The sequence below is a fragment of the Mesoflavibacter sp. CH_XMU1404-2 genome, assembly GCF_037029465.1.
GTDB lineage: Bacteria > Bacteroidota > Bacteroidia > Flavobacteriales > Flavobacteriaceae > Mesoflavibacter.
The window spans coordinates 1-21,244 of the sequence record NZ_JAYMEM010000028.1 but is presented as its reverse complement, the minus strand read 5'-3'; the positions used below and the strand labels follow the sequence as shown (position 1 = coordinate 21,244).

The following is a 21,244-nucleotide window of genomic DNA, read 5'->3' as shown; positions in this document are numbered from 1 at the left end:
ATTACTTGTATTTAGATGCCACCATATTTTCTAAAGCGGTTAAAACTTTAGAAACTTCTTGTGGTGACATTTTTTTTAAAGGTTTCTTTACTGGAGATTTATCAGACTTTAACCATTCGCTAATCTTAAATAGATCTGCAATTTGTCCGTACTTGTTATCTGTTTTTTCCCAACCGTATTGGATAGCTAAGCTTAACAGGTATTTATGGTTTCTTTTATTTTTATCATAAAAAGCCCAATTATCATACTCTATTGGTTTGCTTCCAAGCTCTACAAGTATGTTGTTTGCTTGATCGTGTGTTAGATCGTTGGTGCTAGTTTTTTCAGCATCTTGTGTTTGACTATACACTAGCGCTGCTTTAAACTCTTTATCGCCTTTAGTTAAAATGGCAATGCGTTGTTTTTGGTTTTTACATGCTGTTGTCATATGTCTAATCTTTGAAGTTCTTGATTTAAATACTCCTCTCTTTCTTTAAGCCTCTTCATCTCTTCATAAATACCAATTGAATAAGTAATATCTCTAGCCTTTTGATTATTATAACCTTGTGTTTGGTAGACGTGTTGCCTAGCTTTTAGAGCTTTTATAATTTTATTATTTAATTGAATTATTGTCATCTTACTTGTATTTAAAATAGTATTGCATTGATATGTAGAAAAAAACCGCAAATACAACCTCTATAACTAGCGCATATTGTAGTGGTTTTACTCCATAAAAAGGACTGATAATAAGTGCTAATAATACTGCTGCTATACCGATAATAGCAGAAGTAATCATTGTGACTTTTGCTATTTTGTATATTGTTTCAGGTGTTATTTTGTGTTTTAAAATCATTTTAAATGGTTTTTAAAGTGGCTATCTATTAGCACATAAATGACTATTGAAAAGCCTAGTGTTATTGCAATTAGTGTAGGTATCATAACATTTGGGTTAAAAAGGGCAGCCCGTAACTGCCCTTATAATTACCGATTTATCGGTGTCAGTCATTTCTCATGTATTTAGGAGTTCGCTTATTGTGGTAATGCTCCTTTAACAATCTTTGTGTTGCATATGATTTACCCTTACTAAAGGCGTGAAGCTCTACAACACAGATCACATACTTAGCGCATCAATCCTGACCAGGACTTTTTGTTTCACATTACCGCTTCACTTTAGTCTCTTAAATGTGAATGCAACGCATCCATTTCTGATTGGGTTAAAGTGGTTTGACTTACCCAATTATTATTAGTGTCTTTATACACTAGCTTACCATTTACTGTAAGCTTATCGTCTTCGGTTTGTATTACTACTATTGTCATAATTATAGACTTGAGAAGTTAAGAGATATGTCCTGCCATGCTATCTTACCGTTTCCGTCTTCTGTTTTCTCATACACACGACAATACATTGATGATCCTGTAACACGTTGGCAATCGTCCAGCTTATCAAACTCTTCGATTAATTTTGTGTCACCTAAAGCTCTTACCTGGTTACGTGCTTTAGCTAATAACTTTGGATCATAATCGCCTTTAGATCCTTTTATCAATAAACCATCTAGGATATTGTAAAGCCCTTTATTACGACCTTCAAACTTCTCTTTAAAAATGGCTTTGATTTCATTGATATGCACCATTGCATCCTCTGTAAACTCGAAACGCTCTTGACGTTCTACAGTTACTTTTAAGTCTCCTGCCTTGTTTAATCTTGAGAATGTTTTTACTTCTGAAGGTACTTTGCCTTTTACCTCATACATTCTGTTGTATAAAGCATTAGCATCTGAAATAGTTTGTTTTTTTAGCTTTTTAAGCTCGTTATGTAGCTGCTTAACTTTAGATACTGTAAAGGTTACAAAGTCCTCATTATCCTTCTCATAAGCTTTTATTTTTTCAAGCTCTGCCTGGTGTTTTACTTCTTGCTTCTTTTTTAAAGCTGCTAGTAATTGATCTTCGCTAAGGTTGTCTAAGTCTACTGGTGTTTGTGTTTCTGTACTCATGTTACTGTCTGTATTAATTATTACTGGATCGATGACCTCGATGTTATTAGGGTTATTTTTCATTTATTTTCTTGATTAATGGTTTAGAAAACCTGTGATATATAGGCTCTACTGACTGCACCCAAAACTCTAAAGCAGTCTCGTAGTTTAAGTGATCTTTATAGATGTAGGCTTCTGTTACAAAGTCCTTTTCAAGTTTTTCAAGCTCTTTTTTCCACCAGTTAAAAAGTGGTTTAGAGGTAAGCGCCTTTTGTAGTGATTTACTATTGTTAGTTTTTGACTGGCACCAGGTTAACCATAGGTTAAACACTTGCATCTCGTAAGTATGCGATTGGCAGTTTAGTATTTCTAAAATTTTTGCTTTCATAATTTATGCGCTTTCAGCTCCTCTTAATTTTTCGTAACCTTCTTGGTAAACTATGTACTTACCACCGTTTTTTCCGATGGTGCGACCTTTACAAATTGCTAGGTAGCCTGTTATAAATATTTTCATTTTAGCATCGAACATGATCTTGTCTTCAAACTCTGTTTTTGGGTTTTTACCCTTTGCATGACCGACTACTATTAGTATTTTTTTCTTTTCCCATTTCTTTTTAAAAGCAAACCAAGCTTCCCAATCTTTAGTCAAGTAGACTATGGAATCTATGATGATTACTTTTTTTGAGTTTCTTTTTTCGCAGTAAGCATCAAGCTCTTCAAGTGTTGTATAGTTTGCAGTATGAAAATTGTCTTTTACATCCTGCATATTGAATAACTTAGTGCGATCTATGTAATCTGAGTCATCAGGCTCCTCTTCAAGTAAATTGTATAGCGTTGGAAACATACATGACATTGCTTTTGCTAATTGCATTACAAATGATGATTTACCGCTACCAGAGTCTCCCCAAACAAACCATAAGCCTCTATCTTGAGGTTTGCCAAAAGCATTTAAAAACTCTCCACTCCAATCTAACCTGGTTACGCTTTGGTTTTGAATATTAGCAACCGTTAGCACCTTTTTAAGCTTGATAGTTTTGTCTTTTTTTGTATTTGTTCTTTTGGCTGCTCTCATTAGTATAGCGATGCTTCAGATAGGTTTAAAACTTGTTTTAAAAATGGTAGTGTTAATGGCTCGTTTAATCGGTCTGCTTCTCTTAGACATGGCACTAATACATCATGAAGCTCTCCGTAGTTATCACAGTTGGATCTTAAAAAGTCGATTACATTAGGATCTTTAACATCATTTAAAAAGAGTTTAAATGACTTATCAATATCAGGCAGTATTCTAATCCCAAACTTGATACGTCTGTAAAGCTGTGGTATTCCTTTTGCGTTTTTCTTACGTAGTTTTTCGATTTGATCAGGAAGTTGATCTGTACCGATTAACACAATACTGCAGTATTTGTCTAAGTAGTCATAAAACTCTTTTATAGAGCATAATGCAGATACTCTTAAATACTCAGCTTCATCAAATATTAGCTGTGGTTTTTTACCGTAAGCAGATAGCATTTTTAATGCTCTAGAGATTTCTCTAATCTTCATTGATTTATGCTTAAACTCTGGTACTTTTATAGCTTTACACACCTTATCTAAAAGTATTGCCAGCGTATCTTCTGATCCTACTTTTACACAAAAGACATCTGCAGGATGCTTTTTTGTATAAAGGCTAATTGCATGAGACTTACCTGATCCTGTTGCTCCAACTATTAATCTAGTGTAAGCATGCTCTCTAGACTCTTCTAAAATGGCTAACATTTGGGTTAACTGTGGCGTTGGTCTGTTAATCCAGTATTTTTTCTTTAAATCATAATCTACAAGCTCTGCAAGTCTTATAAAGTGCTTATCAGGAATGTTACCAGTGTTATTATTACCTGCGTTGTATGTAAAATCAAATTTTAAAATACTTGTTAAATACTCTTTACGCACACCAGCTTTATTAGCAACTATTGTTTGTGTTATCTCGTGCCTATTGATGTACTCTTGTACTTTTTCTGCGATTTTCTTTTTATCAGTTTCTTTCATGGCGTTATAGTTCTAATGCGTTTTTAATTTTTCTTATTCCGTCTCTCATGTCAAATACACCATCTGCTAAAAGCTGTGTACGAGCTTCGTATTTTTGTCCTGGTGTTGACTCTCTCCAGTTGTCAGATCGAGATAATGCGGTTTTGTCTCGCTCTTCACATTTTTGCTGTACTTTGTCTACAGTTTTCTCAAGTTTTGCTACTAAGTTTTTCATTGGGAATTGTTGAGTTTAGTTGTCTAAGTATTGATTAATGTCTACTTTGTTTTTATAGTAATCTTCCTGCTCTTTAAGGAAGTTTTTACGCTCTGTTTTAGCTTCTTTTTTAGCCTGCTTAACTTCAAGTTTTGAGGCTTTTTGCTGTACCGCTAGACGCTCTTTAGACTTGTGATTTTTATGTTGTCCTAAGCTATCTGTAAGTAAGTGTTTAGCTAACGTTTGCTCTAGTTTTGGGTTTTGCATTAATGGCTCAAGTATGCGAGCGTTTTCTGCTCTTTGCTCGATAATCATCTGATGCGTTGATTTATTAAAGTCTTTGATCTTCTTGAGTTCGTCCGAGTCGCCTTGCTGTCTATCTGCAAGAGCCATAGGTTGTATGTATTTTTGCTCTAGTAAAAAGCGTTTTTTACCATCTGCAGATACTGCAAGTACTGTATCAAGATCATTAACATCGTATTGTACACTCCAGTCTAAGTGTGAATTATGGCGAAAATCAATGTCATAACTATCGTAAAAGTGATGCTGACCATGTATTGTAAGTCTTAAACCATCTCCTCTTAGCTTATTAGTCATGCCTGTATTGCTTCCAAAGGTTAACAGATAGTTTTCTAATGGCATTATTGATTTAAACTCCTCTTTTGTGTTTAACCAATTACTTGAGTAGTCTAAAGCTTTCTTATTGCGTTCTGCTTTAATAATTGACTCTATTTGAGCGATACATCCTGCTTTGTCAGGAAAGTTCTTTTTTATTTTGTTTAAATACTCGCTATTTGGTTGACTTTTTGAGCCACTATCTACGTTGTGACCTGACCAGTTATCTAAAAGCTTACAGTATTTTTTATTGATATAATTAAAGTAAGGCTCTATTACCTTTGATTTACCGTTTCGAGCTTGCGCTGGCGTAAAGTTTTTTGTAACTGCTTGATAAATTGGTGTTAGTTTTTTAATACTGTAACGGTCACTTTGTATCTGATAAGGCATGTACAGATCTCCTAATGTCTGCTTAGTGTATTGCATTGCGTTTTGTAATGCTCTTTTTATTAAAGCAGGTGTCTCATGCGTGTCAATCGCATATCCTACAGGATATTTGTTGTAAGGATCCAACACTATTACAACTGTAAGCCTGTTGTGGTAAGTTGTAACGCTATTACCTTTTTTATCGGTTGTAGTTTCCTGGTATAGAAGCTCTACATCCCAACCATCTAAAGTCCAGTATAACATTGGTGTACTTGGTGCTTTACGTTTGTTTTGCATCAACATATTATTTGATAATGCACTTGCACCTTGTCTACCTGCATAAGTAACTAGTTTGCTTTTCTTTTTGCGGTTGGCTACAGTTGGCGCTGTTATCTTTTCCCATCCTAATTGATCAGCTACTGTATTGTATATCTCAGATATTAATTGGTTATCAAGATTGGTGTGTTTTGCTAACAGTTCATCCAGTAAAGCTTCCTGCTCTTTGCTTGACACTTTTTTGGCGTTGTTATTTTTAAGCTTACCTGAGACTAATGTGATGTAACCTTCTTTTGCATATTTGGTAGCTTTACGTCTTAAACCATCTTTTGTAGTTGGTAGGTTGTGATCTACTTCACGAAATGCATTTACATCTTTGCTTAGTGAGTCCCAAATATCAATACGTACACCACCAAGTGCTTTAGCATATGCTTTGCGGTTTTTCTTAATTTCTAGAACTGTATTTAATACTGAAGCATTAAACGTGTATTGCTCTACGTATTTTAAATCTAGCTTCTCATTGTTTTTGTCACCATATCTGTAAGCAACAAAGAAATCGAAAGCTTCACGATCTGCTATGTAGTGATCTGCAAACCAGCTTTTCTTGATTTCAGCTTTTGGTTTGCCAAATTTTATAGCAATTGCATCTTTCCATTCTTGAGATAATGAAGAAAATAAAATAAGAGCATCCTGTCCTAATGATCCTCTGCGTAATTGCTTTTCGCAACACGTAGAGCTATCCATTCTCTTTTTTAAAGAGCGATAGGTCATAAGACATAAACTTTCAGGTGATTTATTTCTGTTTGAAATCAGAAACTTAACTTTTACACCAAGCTTATTGTCATAATATTCATACGGATTAGATTTTTCCATGTTATTATTGATTGTTTTTTACAGCATTCTGTTCGTCACTTACAGCGTTCTGTATAGCTTTTTTTGCTGCATTTTCGAGTTCCTTATAAGACTTTTTTATCTTATCTGGCATGATGCCAACACGATCATCTCGCAAACATTTTCTAATGTAATCTTTGCTATAACCGTACATCTGTTGAAGTTTTATAAGGATATCCTCATTGTAATTGTTTCTTTTTTTCGTAGGTTTGCGCATTGCTTATTTTGTCTTTTGTACAGGACAAATATATACAGAAAAATGTATATACAAAATAATTTATACAAAAAAATGTAAAATAATCAATTATGAATGATATTACTAAGCGCTTTTTAGAAGTGTATAATCACCTTATAAATGAGGGTGTTATAAGCTCTACATCAGAATTTGCACGAGAGATTAAAGTAAGCACGTCTAGCATTACAGAAATATGTAAAGGAAGAACGGATGCAGGTATAAAACCAATAAAAGGACTACTAAATAGATTTAGTAAAGTCAATCCTTCCTGGTTAATGAATGGAGAAGGAAATATGTTTTTAGAGGATCTAACAAATTCTATAAATGAAGCTGCAGTAACTTATAGAACTAAAGACAGAGAGGTTTTATCAAATAAAAATGGAAATCAATTTAAAGAACTTAACAATGGTAAGTTTAAAATTTATGTAAAGAAGTTACCAGTGAGAGCATTTGGATCATATTTAACAGATTATCAAAATACAGATTTTTTAGAAGAGCTTGAGGAGATATCATTTACAGTTGATCATTTAGGAAGAGGTAAGTATATGTGTTTTGAAGTTGAGGGAGATAGTATGAATGGTGGAGGTATAAATGATACACCTGAAGGATCAGAATTATTAGTTAGAGAATTAGCACAGCACCATTGGAAAGATGGATTTAGAGATAGTCCTTATGGCTGGGTTATAATACATAAGTCAACTGTACTATTTAAGGATATAAAGGCATTTAATAAGGAAACTGGAGATATAGTTTGCTCTTCTAGAAGTGGTTTGCCACAGCACGCAGATTTTACAATTAATTTGAACGATGTTAGACAAATATTTAAAGTAATAAAAAGAACATTTTAGTAAATCATTTGTTTTCAAGCAATTAGATATTATTTGATTAAAAAAAACAGCATTACACCTATTTGTAAATGCTGTTTTTTATTTATTAATATACTTTTTAATGCATTTCAGGTATTAATACAAGCAACATTACTACATTATAAAGTTCACCCAATAGTACACCCATTGGTACACCCATAAAAATAAATACGATCTTTTTAAAAGTACACTTTCTTCTAAAAAATCATCTATTAAAAGCGATATTATAAAGACTTTACCAACAAAAAAGCCCTTTAAAATAAAGGGTTTTCAAGCATTGTAACTCTATAATATTTAAACTATATTTAAATCGTGTTTAAAATAGCACAGAAATAGCGCTAAATAGCTATAAAGAGACATTTCGTATAAATCATAAAAAAACAAATAAAATCCTCTCAAAGCCTATAAACAAAAGCTTTTACGCTTTTTTCTGAAATTCTTTTTTAGGAAAAATCGTTTTTTGGGGGGTAAAAAACCCAAAAATAATATTATGAAGTTAACACCAAGCAAACTAAATACTTATACAATGTTTAAACTGCCATCTGCCTATATTTGTGGTGTAAGGACAAAGTCAATCTCTGACCAAAGTTGTGAGGTAACAGTAAAACATAAATGGATTAATCAAAACCCTTTTAAATCAATGTTTTGGGCAGTACAAGGTATGGCTGCAGAGTTTTCTACAGGCGCATTGGTTATTGCAAAAATTCAAGAAAGTGGTCAAAAAATATCAATGTTAGTGACTACTAACAAAGCAGTTTTTACTAAAAAAGCAACAGGAAAAATAACTTTTACGTGTAATGATGGCAATAAAATAGATCAGGCTATAGCGCAAACTATAAAAACTGGCGAAGGTCAAACCGTTTGGATGCAATCTCAAGGTGTAAATCAAGATGGAGTAGTGGTTTCTACTTTTGATTTTGAATGGTCTATTAAATTAAAGTCAAAATAACATTGTAACATTTTTACAAATCTTACAACCAATAGCTGTTAATCATTAAATCAAAAAACTATGAATTCACATGAAATAGACTACCGCATTTACGGAGAAGAAATGCAGTATGTAGAAATAGAACTAGACCCAAACGAAGGTGTTATAGCAGAAGCAGGCAGCTTCATGATGATGGATGATGGAATAAAAATGGAAACCATTTTTGGAGATGGATCTCAAAAAGATCAAGGCTTTTTAGGTAAAGTATTTGGTGCAGGAAAACGCTTGTTAACAGGAGAAAGTTTGTTCATGACAGCATTTTATAATGTTTTACATGGTAAACGCAATGTTAGTTTTGCATCACCTTACCCAGGAAAAATTGTACCTATCGATTTAATGGAGTACCGCGGTAAGTTTATTTGTCAGAAAGATGCCTTTTTATGCGCAGCAAAAGGCGTTAGTGTTGGTATTGAGTTTTCTAAGCGTTTAGGACGCGGACTTTTTGGTGGTGAAGGTTTTATTATGCAAAAGTTAGAAGGTGATGGAATGGCGTTTGTTCATGCTGGCGGAACTTTAGCTAGAAAAGTATTGCAACCAGGTGAAACATTAAGAGTGGATACTGGATGTATAGTCGGTTTTACACAAGATGTAGATTATGATATTGAGTTTGTTGGTGGTATAAAAAACACCATTTTTGGTGGTGAAGGTTTATTTTTTGCAACCTTAAAAGGTCCAGGTGTAGTTTATATACAATCATTACCATTTAGTAGGTTAGCAGGTCGTGTTTTAGCAAGTTTACCACGCGGAGGAAAAGATAAAGGCGAAGGTAGTATTTTAGGCGGTTTAGGAGATATTATTGGTGGCGATAATAGGTTTTAAAAGACTTTTTTAACGTCTTTTTAACTGTTAAAATTCGTTGGTTTTTAATTTTGAAACAATTTTTTTGTTACATTTAATCTGTAATTTTAAACCGTTCGCCTATAAAAAAACATTACCTTTAATTAACTAAAACTTAAAATTAATTATGGCAAGAGCAATGTTTGAGTACACCAAAACTGTACTTCAAAAAGTTAGTTTTGACACCACGTTGTTTTGCAGAGAGGTACAAAAAGCTTTAGAGCGTTTGTTACCTTACGAAATTGAAGAGCTTAAAGTATTTATAGACTCTTTAGTAAAGCAAAACCCAAAACTAAATCAATGTTTAATTTATCTTAATCCTTAAATAGAAAAAAGCGACTTATAAAGTCGCTTTTTTTGGTTTGATGTCAGAAATTTCTATTATTTTTGCGCTCAAATTAATTTTTACTATTGAAATTATTTTACACATATTTTATAATCTTAACCTTTATAATAAGACCAATTTTTAGTATTGTCAACTATTCTTATTACGCGTTTAACATAGATTATATTATCGAAACCTACTGTGTAAATACAGATAAACCACAATTATCTTGTAATGGTAAGTGTCATTTAGCAAAACAATTACAAGCTACAAGTGATAAAACTTCAAAAGATAATATTAAAGTACTTTCAGAAACATTTATACCTGTTTTTTTTCATAAAGTTTCTGAAATTGATTTAACTTCAATTGAAATCTTAGAATTACAAAAAGATCTCTTTCCAAACTCTTTATATCGACTTGATGTAAAGGACAGTGTTTTTAAACCGCCAATTATTTAATAGTTACATACAAAACACAACTAATTAAGTAATTAACTATTAAATAAAAACACAAATGAAATTTTTAAAATATTTATTTGCGCTATCTTTATGCGCAACAATTTTATCGTGCTCTTCAGACGATGATAACACCCTAGAAGATTTAACAGGACAAACAGGAGAAGTTGTATTAAAGTTTGATAACGGTGTTGGTGATCAAGACTTTATTTTTGGTACATCTTACAATAAGTCTAACGGCGAGTCTTTTAAAATATCTTCATTAAAGTATATTATTAGTAATGTTAGATTAACAGATTCAGATGGTAATGATTTTATGTATCCAACAGAAGATAATGCATTTATTGTAGATGAGGCAGACGGTAATAATGCAGGTGAAATATGGTTAAACCTGACTAATATAGATGCAGCAAATTACGTATCTGTTACCTTTGGTGTAGGTATAGACCAAGATCGTTTTGCCTTAGGTGCAGACGGACAAGGAGATTTTTTAGACTATGCATCTGACAAAGGTATGATGTGGAGCTGGGCAACTGGTTATAGATTTATAAGGTTAGACGGTACATATTCTACTAGTACAATCACAGATGATGCATTAAACATACACATGGGAAGTGTTGGTACGTCTTTAGATAACTATAAAGAAGTAACCTTACCATTACCTAATACTGTTTTAGTACGTGATAACAAAACGCCTCAAATACACATCAAAGCAGATATTCTTAAAATATTTGATGGAATAAATATAGCAGATGGGTATAATCAAGTTCATACAGATGCAAACACAACACCTGTAATAGCATCTAATATTCAGTCTATGTTTAGTATACATCATGTACATAATGAATAATAATTAATAAGTATAAGTAAAATGAAAATTTCAATTTACAGTTTACTTACATTATTGTTATGCTTATCCTGTTCAAATTCTGAAGACACAGGAAAATATATTCCGGTACCTCTAATAGTTGAGGTACCGGATAATTTTCCAGATTTAGAATATGATTTAGAAAATAATCCTGTAACAGATGCTGGTTTTGAGCTTGGTAAAAAATTGTTTTACGACGGTAGATTATCTTCAAACAACTCTATTCCTTGTGCTTTTTGTCATGAGCAAGCATTTGCATTTACGCATCACGGACACAATTTAAGTCATGGTGTTAATGGAGGTATAGGGTTTAGAAATGCGCAACCAATACAAAATTTAGCATTTCAAAATTCTTTTATGTGGGATGGAGCAGCTTCTCATTTAGATTTACAACCTATAATTCCTATAACTAGCGAATTAGAAATGGGTGAAATCTTAAGTAATGTAATAAACAAATTAAAACAAGATCCATATTATCAAGAGCAATTTGATATAGCTTTTAATGGAGGAGAAGTTAATACGGAGAACATGCTTAAAGCCTTATCTCAGTTTATGATAATGATGATTTCTTCTAATTCTAAGTATGATAAATATATAAGAAATGAAGATAATATAACCCTATCAAATATTGAGTTAGATGGATTAAATACCTTTCAAAATAAATGTGCAAGTTGCCACGCAACAGATTTGTTTTCTGATCAAAGTTTTAGAAATACAGGTTTACCAATTGATCCGCAATTAAATGATAAAGGGCGATACAACGTTTTAGAAAACCCTAATGATTTATACAAGTTTAAAGTGCCTAGCTTACGTAATGTAGAGGTTAGCTATCCATACATGCATGATGGTAGATTTAATACATTACAAGTGGTTTTAGATTTTTATGATTCTGGAATGGTAGATAACGGTAATGTAGATAGTAGTTTGCTAAGAGAAGATGGTACTTTTGGTATTACTTTAAGCGATTATGAAAAAGAAAGCCTAATAGCTTTTTTAAAAACACTAACAGATAATCAATTTTTAGAAGATGAACGTTTTTCAGAATATTAAAACCTATTGTGTATTATTTTTTTTAAGCTTTAATATAACTGGTAGTTTAGCTAATAATACTAACCCATGTAAACATGATTCTTATTTTAAAGTATTATGTGATTTATGTGGTTGTGCTACAAGCAGTGGTAGTTTTGGTTTTGGTACATTAAGTAATTCTAATTTTATAGGTGTAAGATATATTTACCAAAACTTTGAGTCTAAGAATGGTATTTTTGATAATTCACCAATAAGTAAAGAAAATTTTAATACTTATCAGTTATGGGCTCAAATTCCTATAAATAAAAATTTTTATTTGAGTGCTAATTTACCTTATCAGCATTTAAATAGGGATTTTAACAATACTGAAGAAAGTATAAATGGTATTGGTGATGCTAGTCTTATAGGTTGGTATAAATTTATTTTTTATAAAAAAGAAGATGAAAGAACTATTAACTTTAATAATCAAAAACAACCTTCTGGTCACAGTATACAGATAGGATTAGGTGCAAAGTTACCAACAGGTAAGTTTGAGCAACGACTTACAGATAATATTAACCCAGGTTTTCAGGTAGGAACAGGTAGTTTGGATGGTATATTTTCTTTAGGATATAATTATGGAGGAAATAAAATAGGTGTAAATACTCTACTAAGTTATTATCTTAAAGGAGAAAATAAAAACGATTATCAGTTTGGTAATCAAATTAGTTATTCAGCAAATTTTTATACTGTTTTAAAAACAACTAAAATTAATTTTATGCCCTTTTTAGGTGTATCTGGTGATCATTTTGAAAAAATCACTCAATATAATGAGAAGTTAAACGAGACAGATGGGTATATTATTAATTCATCTCTTGGTACAGAAATAGCATTTAAAAACTATATTATTGGTACTAGTTTAACTTTACCAATTAGCCAAGATATGTTTGGTGGTAATGTTACTTCAAAACAACGGTTTTCTTTGTATTTAAATTATGCTTTATAATGAAAAAGCGACTTACAAAGTCGCTTTTTTTTATTTGCTTATTGGGCTAATTATTTGCACATTTTGAAATGCTATTGCACCTCGGACAATGCCAGAAATAACATCTTGTAAGGCTTCAATAATTTGCATTTTAAGTTCACTTTTATGATAAATTAAGCTAACTTCTCTAGCGGGATTTGGCTCGTTAAAAAACCTTAAGTTTTGTTTTGATTTTTCTGGTAAATCTAAGGTATGTAAATAGGGTAGTAGTGTCATGCCTAAACCTTCATTAGAGAGCTTAATCAAAGTTTCTATGCTTCCGCTTTCTAATTGAAATTTATCATCGTTATGACTCTTAAAAACCTTACAAAGATTAATAACACCATCTCTAAAACAATGTCCATCTTCTAATAAAAGCATATCATTTATATCAAGGTCTGATGTGTCTAATTTTTTGTTATTACTTAATCTGTGGTTTTGTGGGACGTAAGCAACAAAAGGTTCAAAATACAGTACACGTTCTTTAATAGTTTCTTGTTCTAATGGTGTTGCTGCTATTGCTGCATCTAGGTGTCCATCGTTAATTCGAGTAATAATTTCTTCTGTAGTTAACTCTTCAATTTTAAGTTTAACTTTTGGATACTTTTTTACAAAATTATTTAAAAACATTGGTAGTAGTGTTGGCATTACAGTTGGTATAATACCAAGTTTAAATTCGCCACCAATAAATCCTTTTTCTTGATCTACAATGTCTTGTATTCTGTTAGATTCGTTAACAATATTTCTAGCTTGTGTTACTAGTTTTTTACCAACTTCGGTTAGTTCAATTGGTTTTTTACTTCTATCAAAAATAAGAACATCAAGTTCGTCTTCTAATTTTTGAATTTGCATACTTAAAGTAGGTTGGGTTACGAAGCATTTTTGAGCTGCTTTTGTAAAATTTTGGTGTTCGGCTACAGCCAAAACATATGATAATTGTGTTATAGTCATTGCTAATAGTTTGTGGCTATAAAAATATAAAATCTATCAATAAAATTTATAATAAAAACGGTTTAATTTGGAGTAATTTTGTTTTAGAAACAAAAACTTATAAAATATGAAACTAAATAGTCTTGGATTAGACCCATCAAAAACAAAAGAATTAGCTAATCAATTAAATGATTTGTTAGCTAATTTTCAAATATATTATCAAAATTTAAGAGGTATACATTGGAATATTAAAGGTAAAAACTTTTTTGATTTACATGTGAAGTTTGAAGAGCTTTATACCGATGCTAATATGAAAGTAGATGCAATAGCAGAAAGGGTTTTAACCTTAGGAGAAACACCTTTACATACTTTTGAAGATTATACAAATATTGCCAAAGTACCTGTTGGTAAAAATATTTCTAAAGATGAAAATGCAGTAGAATTAATAGTAAATTCTTTAACAGAATTATTACAAATTGAAAGAGAAATTTTAAATGCTTCTGATGAGGCTAATGATGAAGGAACAAACTCTATGATGAGTGATTTTATTACCGAACAAGAAAAAACTGTGTGGATGATGAATGCTTGGTTAGGAAAAAGCATTTAACCTTAAAATTGATTAATAGCAATTAAAAAAAGCAACCAAACTGGTTGCTTTTTTGTTTTAATTTTCTTTTAGCATTTGTTTCAATATAGAATGTAAAATCTCTTGTCTAAAGTCTTCATTGTAATCACAATTAGCTAATAAAACTAATCCAAATCTCTTTTCTGGAAGCATTATTAAATAACTTCTATATCCTTTATCGCCACCATAGTGTCCAACAGTTTTTTCATCGTAAATATTACTTAATTGAAAGCCTAATCCTATATAGGGATATTTTGAAAAGCTAGGTTGTACCATTTGATTTAGCTGTTGAGAGTTTTCAGGATTTAAAATAGAAATCATCCATTTATTTAAATCATTTACTGAAGAATTTAATGTGCTGCTTGGTGCTTGTTCACGTGTATATGGGTAAATTTTTCTTTGGAATATTTTTTTTGAAAGTATTCTTCTAGAATGTGGATCTGACTTTAAAGAATCTGCTATTTTAAAATATCTAAAATCACTATTAAACATTTGTTTTGGATTTAGAATGTTCTCTTTAATAAAAATATCAAAATTAGTTTTAGAAACTTTTTCTACGACATAGCCTAAAATGTTGTAACCTAAATTGCTGTATAAATATTCTGTATTAGGTTTGGTTTTTAGTTTTAAATTGAGGTTTAAGACATAGTCTTTTAAGCTATTATCAGATTGGTTGTTATTTTTCCAATTGTAATTGTCTACATCAGGTAAACCAGAAGTATGGTTGAGAAGAGATTTTATAGTTATATTTTTAATTCTTTCGTCTTTGTACTTTAGATCAGGAATAATATTTATTAGTTTGTCTTCAAGGTTTAACTTTTTTTGTTCTGCAAGAATCATTATTGCTTGTGCTGTAAAAAGTTTGCTAATAGATGCTGTATGAAAATTTGTGTTTTTGGTTACAAGATTTTTAGAATTTATGCTTTTTATTCCGTAGCCTTTTGAATATATAACACTATCATTTTTAATAATACCAATTGATAGACCTGGTATTTGATAAGTTTCCATTTTTTTTAAGACAATTGAGTCTACCTTTTTTGTAAATGTTTTTAATGTATAATCACTTTTAGTAGTTTCTTTTAGGTTTTGACTTTTACAAACACTTATAAGTAATGTGGTAAGCATAAAAGTGATATAAACTTGTTTTTTCATAATTATGATTATAATACTTTAAAATTTAATTTAAACTTTTGATGAAATGAAATTGATTTATTAAATCTAGTTTAAGTTATTCATTAATAAATGAGCTTTCAACTTTGACAAAATATTTTACATATATCAAAACTAAAATAGGAACAATAACCAAACCTCTAATAAAATTTAGTAATGACGCCCAATCGGTCAGTTCGTTTCCACCATTTTGAACTAGTAGTAATTCACCCAAAGGTCCGTTAGAGAATACAGTATTAAATATGAAATTCCATCCAAAATGAAGCCCAAAAGGTAACGCAATAGATTTTGTTTTTGAAAAAGCCCAAGCCCAAGCGTAGCCCATTAAGCCTGTTCCTGAAAAGACTAAAATCATTGCCATTAAATTACCTAAAACACCGTATGAGAACCAATGATAAATACCAAAAGCTATAGCAGAAATTACTATACTTTTTTTTGAGCCTATTTTTTGAATAAGAATATATAACAAAGCTCCACGAAAAATCAATTCTTCTGTGAATACAGATTTAAAATCCCACCAAAATGATTTTAGTATAATTCTGCTTGAAATATCTTTATTTAAAATCCATGTCGAAGATTTTAGATATATTTCTAGGTATTGAACAAGAACGCAAAGTATTCCAGTAATTATAAAACCAATAAAGAATTGTTTTAATCTTTTGGCAATAGGTAGAAATCCTAATGCTAAAATACTTTTCTTTTCAATTAGATATAAAAGCAGCCACGAAACGGCAATTCCTACTAAAATTCCTATCATTTAAATTGTTGGTTTTTAAATTAAATTTGTGTTAGAGTAAATATCTGTTGTCGAATATCGATACGACTTTTCGATTAAGCTGAAAGATAGAAAATTGGTATGAATTTCCGCAGGAAATTCAGCCGCAATTGTTATTATACGTTGTTGGCAATAGTATTTATTGGATTTTTTGGTTGCCTAAATAACTTATACTATCAATTTCTACTTTTGAAATTACACCATTTTTATCAAATTTAATTTTTGACCAGGTTGTATCAATTTTAGTGTTATTATTTTCTTCAATAAGGTCTTCATCATAATTAGATACTTCCGTAATTTTTAAAATAGAATCATTTTTCCAAAAGCCATATTGTTCTCCATACCAACCACCGTCACCACCCATATAACCAATTAAACCAATATTAATTATATTTAGAGAATCTTTTTTACTGGTGACTGCATATAAATTGTTACAACAACTTTCATCGAAATGAGTGAAAGTAAAAAGTATATAATTTTTGTATTCTTTAAAATTTTGAAAATAGTATGATTCTGGGTAATAAGATGTTAAAAATTCAGGGTAGCCAATTACAATTTTTTTATTAGAAATATAGTTTTCTAAAAACTCTTTAGGAATTTGAGATCTTCCCTCATTATCCGCAACTTGAACATAATCAGAAAAATTTATAGTATTATTTCTGAGATATTCAATATTAAAATTTCGGATTTTAGTTGGTGTGTCATTTATAATTTTCTTTGCTTGATCGGTAATTTTAGATGTATCAATAGCAGTATCATTTTCTAAATTTGATTTTTCATTTTCAACTTTAGATTTGCAACAATAGGTTATTGTAATTATTAATATTGCTAAAATTTTTTTCATATTATTGCCAACGTTAGCGTATAAATTTCAGTTGCGGAATTTCACACACTAACTTTTCGGTTAAACACAGACCTTTTTTATATTTACTTACATTCGTTTTAGCGATTAAACCGCTATTATTTTTATACATTGTTGGCAACTGCTTTTTATTCGTATGCAAATGAAACGGGTTGATTATGTTCGTTTTTCAGATGATTGTTTATTTCTAAATAATTCATCCATTCTTTTGCTCTTGAACGTGAATTGCAAGCGTACATTCCATTTGAACTACAAAGTTTGTTTGGAAAGCCTAATGTCTCATTAAAAGTAATTTCAAGAATCTTTATTACAGCATATACTCCATTATCCTTTGTACTTCCGCCACCACCAGCAAAAGCAGTATTTATATCATATTTTAAAATTTCATAAATCTTATCAAAATCTAAATTGCTGTTAGAGTCTGTAAAATCGATTCCGGTATTTTTCAAGTAATATTTGTACAATTCTAACTCATTAAATTTTTTATAGTTGGCTAAAAATTCTTTTCGAACTTCTGATTCCTTAAAATCTCCAATATATGAAAATCCAAAATCTCTTTCTAAGAAGGTATATTTAATAAAATCTTCAATAGGAAGTTTCTCGACAGTTTTCATCGCTTTTTCTATTTGAGAATATTTGATTTTTGACAATAACATTTCAATTTCGTCTTCAAATACATCTAAGCTATCAGAAAACTTTTCTAGTTTCGCGAATGATTTGTCAAAGTCGTCTATTCTTTCAAAGGTATTTCCATTCCAAGTTTTCTTTTCTTTTTCTTTAAATTCAATTTGTTTATTCGCGATTTCTAATGCTTTATTGATTTGGTGTTGGATTTTTAGATTGGTAGAACTTAATTTTTCAATTGAAGTTTTAGCTTCTTGAGATGAGCCAAGAAATTTGATTAAATAATTATTGCAAAACCCAATAATACCAAGGTCATCGAAAAGCCTTGATTTGAGCAAATAGGTTTTAAGGTGTTTGGGGTTATTAATTAAGTTGTTCCAATTATTTGAGTAGAATATATCCAAAATTCTTCCTGCAGAATAAGTCAATGACCAAGACTTTTGGTAAATCAACGACCAATACTCAAATGCTGTAATATTGTCCAATGTCAATTCGTTTATTATTTGGTCTTCTAGCTTTCTACGTTTACTAAAAGTCAAATCCGTTTTTAAGAGCTCAATTTGATTCTTTAGTTTTTCGTTTCCTTCAAAGTCAATATTGTTCTCTTTGCTGTAATTCGTTAATTGAACCAATTGTTTTAAAAACCTAAAGGAGAATTGTGGTAGAATATAATTTTCTGATATATCAACTTTTCTATACTGGTCTGATAATTCACTAATTCTTGTAGGGTCTAATTTTGTAAGACTTATATATGCGTTTTGAGCTATTGTATCATTCTTGCTAGTAAGCATTTCAAACAATTGCTTTTCGTAATCAACGGGCTTTTTATTTAAGCTGTTATTCCTAAAAGCGTTTGTAGACTCATCCCATTCGTAGTTCTTATAATTGTTAGCAAAGAAAATAAGCAAGTTTATTTTAGGTTCATCGTAAAATTCTTTTTCCAAATGGTAACTTAATTCCCCTTTTTCATTGGGTACAGAAATTTGTGATTTTGTCAAAAGTTGAATTAGATTGATAACTTCTTCTTCGTTGTAATCATATTCATCAAATCTATTTCTGTTCTTAAGTAAAATGGAAGCTGTTTTTAATAAAGCCATAGAATTTTTAGCCTTTACCAAACTGTCAATTTTATTTTCCTTAACCCAATCAAGACTTAATAATTCATTTCTTTTGGCATTTAATTCAGACCATTTGAATTCTGTTAAATCAACAATTTCAAAGTCTGTTGTTCTTCTATCAAAGTCTGTGATTAAAAACGCATTTGCCAAATTTGAAAATTTGATTTTCTTCTGGTTTTCTATCAAGAATTTTTTGAAATCGGAAGTTGTAGTGGTCGAGTCAATGATTATTTCTGAATTAAGAAACATTGTATTTTCTTCAACTATTCTTTTGGAAACATTCGATTCGTTGGTGTTAATAATGTGATAACCTAAATATTCGGTCAAATCAGTTTTACTGTCAAAATATTCGGCTATTTCGGTTAGAGCGCTAAAATCTCCTTTACGCAACTGCCAATCTAGAAAATCAAGTCGCTCCTTTTGAGCAAATAGGTTAGAAGAAATAATTAATAATAATATCAGTAAGTTTCTTTTCAAGCTCGATGTTTTTCAAAGTTGTTGCCAACGGTCTTGTGTATGGCTCGTTGCGGGAAATCAGCTATTATTTTCCGCCGTAACCTAAAGATAGCAAATTGCAATGAATTCCGATTAGGAATTCAGCCGCAATGAGCTATACACGTTGTTGGCAAATCGTTTTTTATTTTTTACAAATCTTAAAAATTTCATTATTCTCAAATTTCAAAAAATATATACCAGTATTTAAATGGCTAATATCTATTTTTTGATTATTTACTACAACTTGCTTAAGTAATTCATTACCAATTACATCATAAATTGAAATTGACATTCTACTTTCAAAGCCCGATATTTGAATAAAATTATAACTTGGATTTGGAAAAACATTAACTTTTTCTAAACTAAAATTTTTAACAGAAAGCATAGTGTTTTCTGATTTAGAAATTTTCCCTGATAATGTTTCCGTAATGTACATATCTGTTAGTTTGATATCCATTTGAGCAGGACCTCCTAATCCAGTGATGAAATCCACTAAAGTAATAACTGTGTTAGAAGTGTCTATTTTTGTTATTTTATTATTTCCTTGTTCAGATATATAAAGTATGTCTCCATTAAAGATTAACCCTGTTGGTTCATTTAATCCTGAAATGAAATCTATAGGTGTATAGGTCGTATCAGACAAATTGATTTTTGTTATTTTATTATCATACTTGTCCGAAATAAATAAATAGTTGTTTTTCAATTCTAATGACAAAGGGTAAGCTTGTCCTGTTAATACTTCTTGAGGTATTGGATTAGAGTCAGATATATTTATGAAAGAAACTTTGCCTTGGTTCAAAACAGTACTTGAACCAGAACCAGAACTGAAATATAATTTATTTCCCGAAGCTTTTAATCCAGAAGGAAGGAAAACATCTAGAACATCAATAATTGTTGGGTTAGCTATGGTCAAATTAATTTTTGAAATTTTATTGCCACTGAAGTTTGCAAAATATAAATAGTCATTAATTATTTCAAATTCACCTAAAATATTACCAGTATTAATAACTTCTTCAATATTTAAAGGGTTGTCATTAATATTAATTTTCGATATTGTTCCATTATATTGAGAAAAATATAATTCATTTCCATAAAATGCGATTCCTCCAGGGTAGTTCAATCCAGTAATCACATCACTCACTTGTGCTTTTAAATTATTAACTCCAAAAAAGAAAATTAATAATATAATAATGTATTTTTTTTGCTTCATTATTTTTTAAAATGTTTGCCAACGTTAGCGTATAAATTTCAGTTGCGGAAAATCGGTACGATTTTCCGATTGAGCAGAAAGATAGAAAATTGCAATGAATTTCCGTAGGAAATTCATTGCAATTGAATTTATACAATGTTGGTTGCAGTTATATTTCAGTTTTTTGAGATTCACTCAGCGTTTTGTTTTGCGTTTTGCTATTCAATTCCACGTTTTGATTCCGCAATTTTGGAATTCGATAGAGTAGAAGTGATCAATTCACGTTTTTTAATTTCGCACGAGTTGGTTTCAGCGCACAGTTCCGTTTTACATTTCAATTCAGCGTCACGTTTCGGTTTTGAGTATTAAATTCAGTTTCCGAAAATCTTTTTTGCGCAAAGTTCCGCTATTTTCAAAGTTCAGAATTCGAACAATTTTCACGTTTAGCTTTTAATTCCGCTATTGCAACCAACGGTCTCGGCTATGAGTAGTTGCGTGGGTTAGCACTTAACTTTGCAAGTACACACCAAACTGAAAA

General features: G+C 30.7%; 26 protein-coding genes. 9 read left to right on the top strand and 17 right to left on the bottom strand.

Features of this window, described 5'->3' with window-relative positions; all coding sequences use genetic code 11:
* Position 1: 1 nt before the first annotated feature.
* The 11 genes from WA327_RS11565 to WA327_RS11515 form a co-directional block, all read right to left on the bottom strand.
* On the bottom strand, positions 2-427 hold the full coding sequence (locus WA327_RS11565) for a hypothetical protein (RefSeq protein WP_336069920.1): 426 nt from the start codon (positions 425-427) through the stop codon (positions 2-4).
* Complete coding sequence (locus tag WA327_RS11560; RefSeq protein WP_336069918.1) at positions 424-615, bottom strand: hypothetical protein; 192 nt, start codon at positions 613-615, stop codon at positions 424-426. Before WA327_RS11560 ends, WA327_RS11565 begins: the two co-directional genes overlap by 4 nt.
* Before the next feature lies 1 nt (position 616).
* Entirely contained in the window at positions 617-832 is a 216-nt protein-coding gene (locus tag WA327_RS11555; protein WP_336069916.1) for a hypothetical protein, read from the bottom strand.
* 317 nt (positions 833-1,149) lie between these two features.
* Positions 1,150-1,296, bottom strand: a complete 147-nt coding sequence (locus tag WA327_RS11550) for a hypothetical protein (protein ID WP_336069914.1) — start codon at positions 1,294-1,296, stop codon at positions 1,150-1,152.
* Between the two features lie 2 nt (positions 1,297-1,298).
* Positions 1,299-2,033 carry a DUF3164 family protein gene (locus WA327_RS11545; RefSeq protein WP_336069913.1) on the bottom strand — a complete coding sequence of 245 codons (735 nt, stop codon included), beginning with the start codon at positions 2,031-2,033 and terminating at the stop codon, positions 1,299-1,301.
* A complete protein-coding gene (locus WA327_RS11540) occupies positions 2,023-2,337 on the bottom strand; it encodes a hypothetical protein (RefSeq protein WP_336069910.1) in 315 nt (104 codons plus the stop codon). The genes WA327_RS11545 and WA327_RS11540 overlap by 11 nt, the downstream gene beginning before the upstream one ends.
* 3 nt (positions 2,338-2,340) lie before the next feature.
* Positions 2,341-3,021, bottom strand: a complete 681-nt coding sequence (locus WA327_RS11535; protein ID WP_336069908.1) for a hypothetical protein — start codon at positions 3,019-3,021, stop codon at positions 2,341-2,343.
* Positions 3,021-3,971, bottom strand: coding sequence for an ATP-binding protein (locus WA327_RS11530; protein WP_336069906.1), 951 nt, complete (start codon positions 3,969-3,971; stop codon positions 3,021-3,023). Before WA327_RS11530 ends, WA327_RS11535 begins: the two co-directional genes overlap by 1 nt.
* A 4-nt stretch (positions 3,972-3,975) precedes the next feature.
* Positions 3,976-4,185, bottom strand: a complete 210-nt coding sequence (locus tag WA327_RS11525; RefSeq protein ID WP_336069903.1) for a hypothetical protein — start codon at positions 4,183-4,185, stop codon at positions 3,976-3,978.
* A gap of 15 nt (positions 4,186-4,200) precedes the next feature.
* Positions 4,201-6,294 (bottom strand): hypothetical protein, encoded by a 2,094-nt coding sequence (locus WA327_RS11520; RefSeq protein WP_336069900.1) that lies wholly within the window; start codon positions 6,292-6,294, stop codon positions 4,201-4,203.
* A 4-nt stretch (positions 6,295-6,298) separates the two neighbouring features.
* Positions 6,299-6,529, bottom strand: a complete 231-nt coding sequence (locus tag WA327_RS11515; RefSeq protein WP_336069897.1) for a hypothetical protein — start codon at positions 6,527-6,529, stop codon at positions 6,299-6,301.
* Positions 6,530-6,648: 119 nt separating this feature from the next.
* Here WA327_RS11515 and WA327_RS11510 point away from each other — a divergent pair, with 119 nt between their 5' ends.
* The 8 genes from WA327_RS11510 to WA327_RS11475 all read left to right on the top strand — a co-directional run bounded on the left by WA327_RS11510 (position 6,649) and on the right by WA327_RS11475 (position 12,900).
* A complete protein-coding gene (locus WA327_RS11510; RefSeq protein WP_336069895.1) occupies positions 6,649-7,395 on the top strand; it encodes a hypothetical protein in 747 nt (248 codons plus the stop codon).
* A gap of 508 nt (positions 7,396-7,903) precedes the next feature.
* Positions 7,904-8,362 carry a DUF4442 domain-containing protein gene (locus WA327_RS11505; RefSeq protein ID WP_336069892.1) on the top strand — a complete coding sequence of 153 codons (459 nt, stop codon included), beginning with the start codon at positions 7,904-7,906 and terminating at the stop codon, positions 8,360-8,362.
* Positions 8,363-8,422: 60 nt separating this feature from the next.
* A complete protein-coding gene (locus tag WA327_RS11500) occupies positions 8,423-9,220 on the top strand; it encodes a TIGR00266 family protein (protein WP_106676163.1) in 798 nt (265 codons plus the stop codon).
* Positions 9,221-9,365: 145 nt separating this feature from the next.
* Positions 9,366-9,563: a hypothetical protein gene (locus tag WA327_RS11495; protein ID WP_336069887.1), complete on the top strand. Its 198-nt coding sequence runs from the start codon at positions 9,366-9,368 to the stop codon at positions 9,561-9,563.
* A gap of 86 nt (positions 9,564-9,649) precedes the next feature.
* Entirely contained in the window at positions 9,650-10,021 is a 372-nt protein-coding gene (locus WA327_RS11490; protein ID WP_336069884.1) for a hypothetical protein, read from the top strand.
* Positions 10,022-10,076: 55 nt separating this feature from the next.
* A complete protein-coding gene (locus WA327_RS11485) occupies positions 10,077-10,868 on the top strand; it encodes an MbnP family protein (RefSeq protein WP_336069882.1) in 792 nt (263 codons plus the stop codon).
* Positions 10,869-10,889: 21 nt separating this feature from the next.
* Entirely contained in the window at positions 10,890-11,936 is a 1,047-nt protein-coding gene (locus WA327_RS11480) for a cytochrome c peroxidase (RefSeq protein WP_336069880.1), read from the top strand.
* Entirely contained in the window at positions 11,914-12,900 is a 987-nt protein-coding gene (locus WA327_RS11475; protein ID WP_336069877.1) for a hypothetical protein, read from the top strand. The genes WA327_RS11480 and WA327_RS11475 overlap by 23 nt, the downstream gene beginning before the upstream one ends.
* A 30-nt stretch (positions 12,901-12,930) precedes the next feature.
* Here WA327_RS11475 and WA327_RS11470 read toward each other — a convergent pair whose 3' ends face one another.
* A complete protein-coding gene (locus WA327_RS11470) occupies positions 12,931-13,869 on the bottom strand; it encodes a LysR substrate-binding domain-containing protein (RefSeq protein WP_336069875.1) in 939 nt (312 codons plus the stop codon).
* A 106-nt stretch (positions 13,870-13,975) separates the two neighbouring features.
* Between WA327_RS11470 and WA327_RS11465 the strand changes: the two genes are divergently transcribed.
* Entirely contained in the window at positions 13,976-14,455 is a 480-nt protein-coding gene (locus tag WA327_RS11465) for a Dps family protein (protein ID WP_336069873.1), read from the top strand.
* Between the two features lie 57 nt (positions 14,456-14,512).
* On the opposite strand, the gene WA327_RS11460 is transcribed toward WA327_RS11465, so the two are convergent.
* The 5 genes from WA327_RS11460 to WA327_RS11440 all read right to left on the bottom strand — a co-directional run bounded on the left by WA327_RS11460 (position 14,513) and on the right by WA327_RS11440 (position 20,727).
* The gene (locus WA327_RS11460) at positions 14,513-15,625 is read right to left on the bottom strand and encodes a serine hydrolase domain-containing protein (protein WP_336069872.1); all 1,113 of its coding nucleotides are present in this window, start codon (positions 15,623-15,625) and stop codon (positions 14,513-14,515) included.
* A 76-nt stretch (positions 15,626-15,701) separates the two neighbouring features.
* Complete coding sequence (locus WA327_RS11455; protein WP_336069870.1) at positions 15,702-16,400, bottom strand: CPBP family intramembrane glutamic endopeptidase; 699 nt, start codon at positions 16,398-16,400, stop codon at positions 15,702-15,704.
* 157 nt (positions 16,401-16,557) lie between these two features.
* Positions 16,558-17,262, bottom strand: a complete 705-nt coding sequence (locus WA327_RS11450; protein ID WP_336069867.1) for a hypothetical protein — start codon at positions 17,260-17,262, stop codon at positions 16,558-16,560.
* Positions 17,263-17,408: 146 nt separating this feature from the next.
* Positions 17,409-19,499 (bottom strand): hypothetical protein, encoded by a 2,091-nt coding sequence (locus WA327_RS11445; protein ID WP_336069866.1) that lies wholly within the window; start codon positions 19,497-19,499, stop codon positions 17,409-17,411.
* A 160-nt stretch (positions 19,500-19,659) separates the two neighbouring features.
* Positions 19,660-20,727, bottom strand: a complete 1,068-nt coding sequence (locus tag WA327_RS11440; protein ID WP_336069864.1) for a T9SS type A sorting domain-containing protein — start codon at positions 20,725-20,727, stop codon at positions 19,660-19,662.
* Positions 20,728-21,244 lie beyond the last annotated feature (517 nt).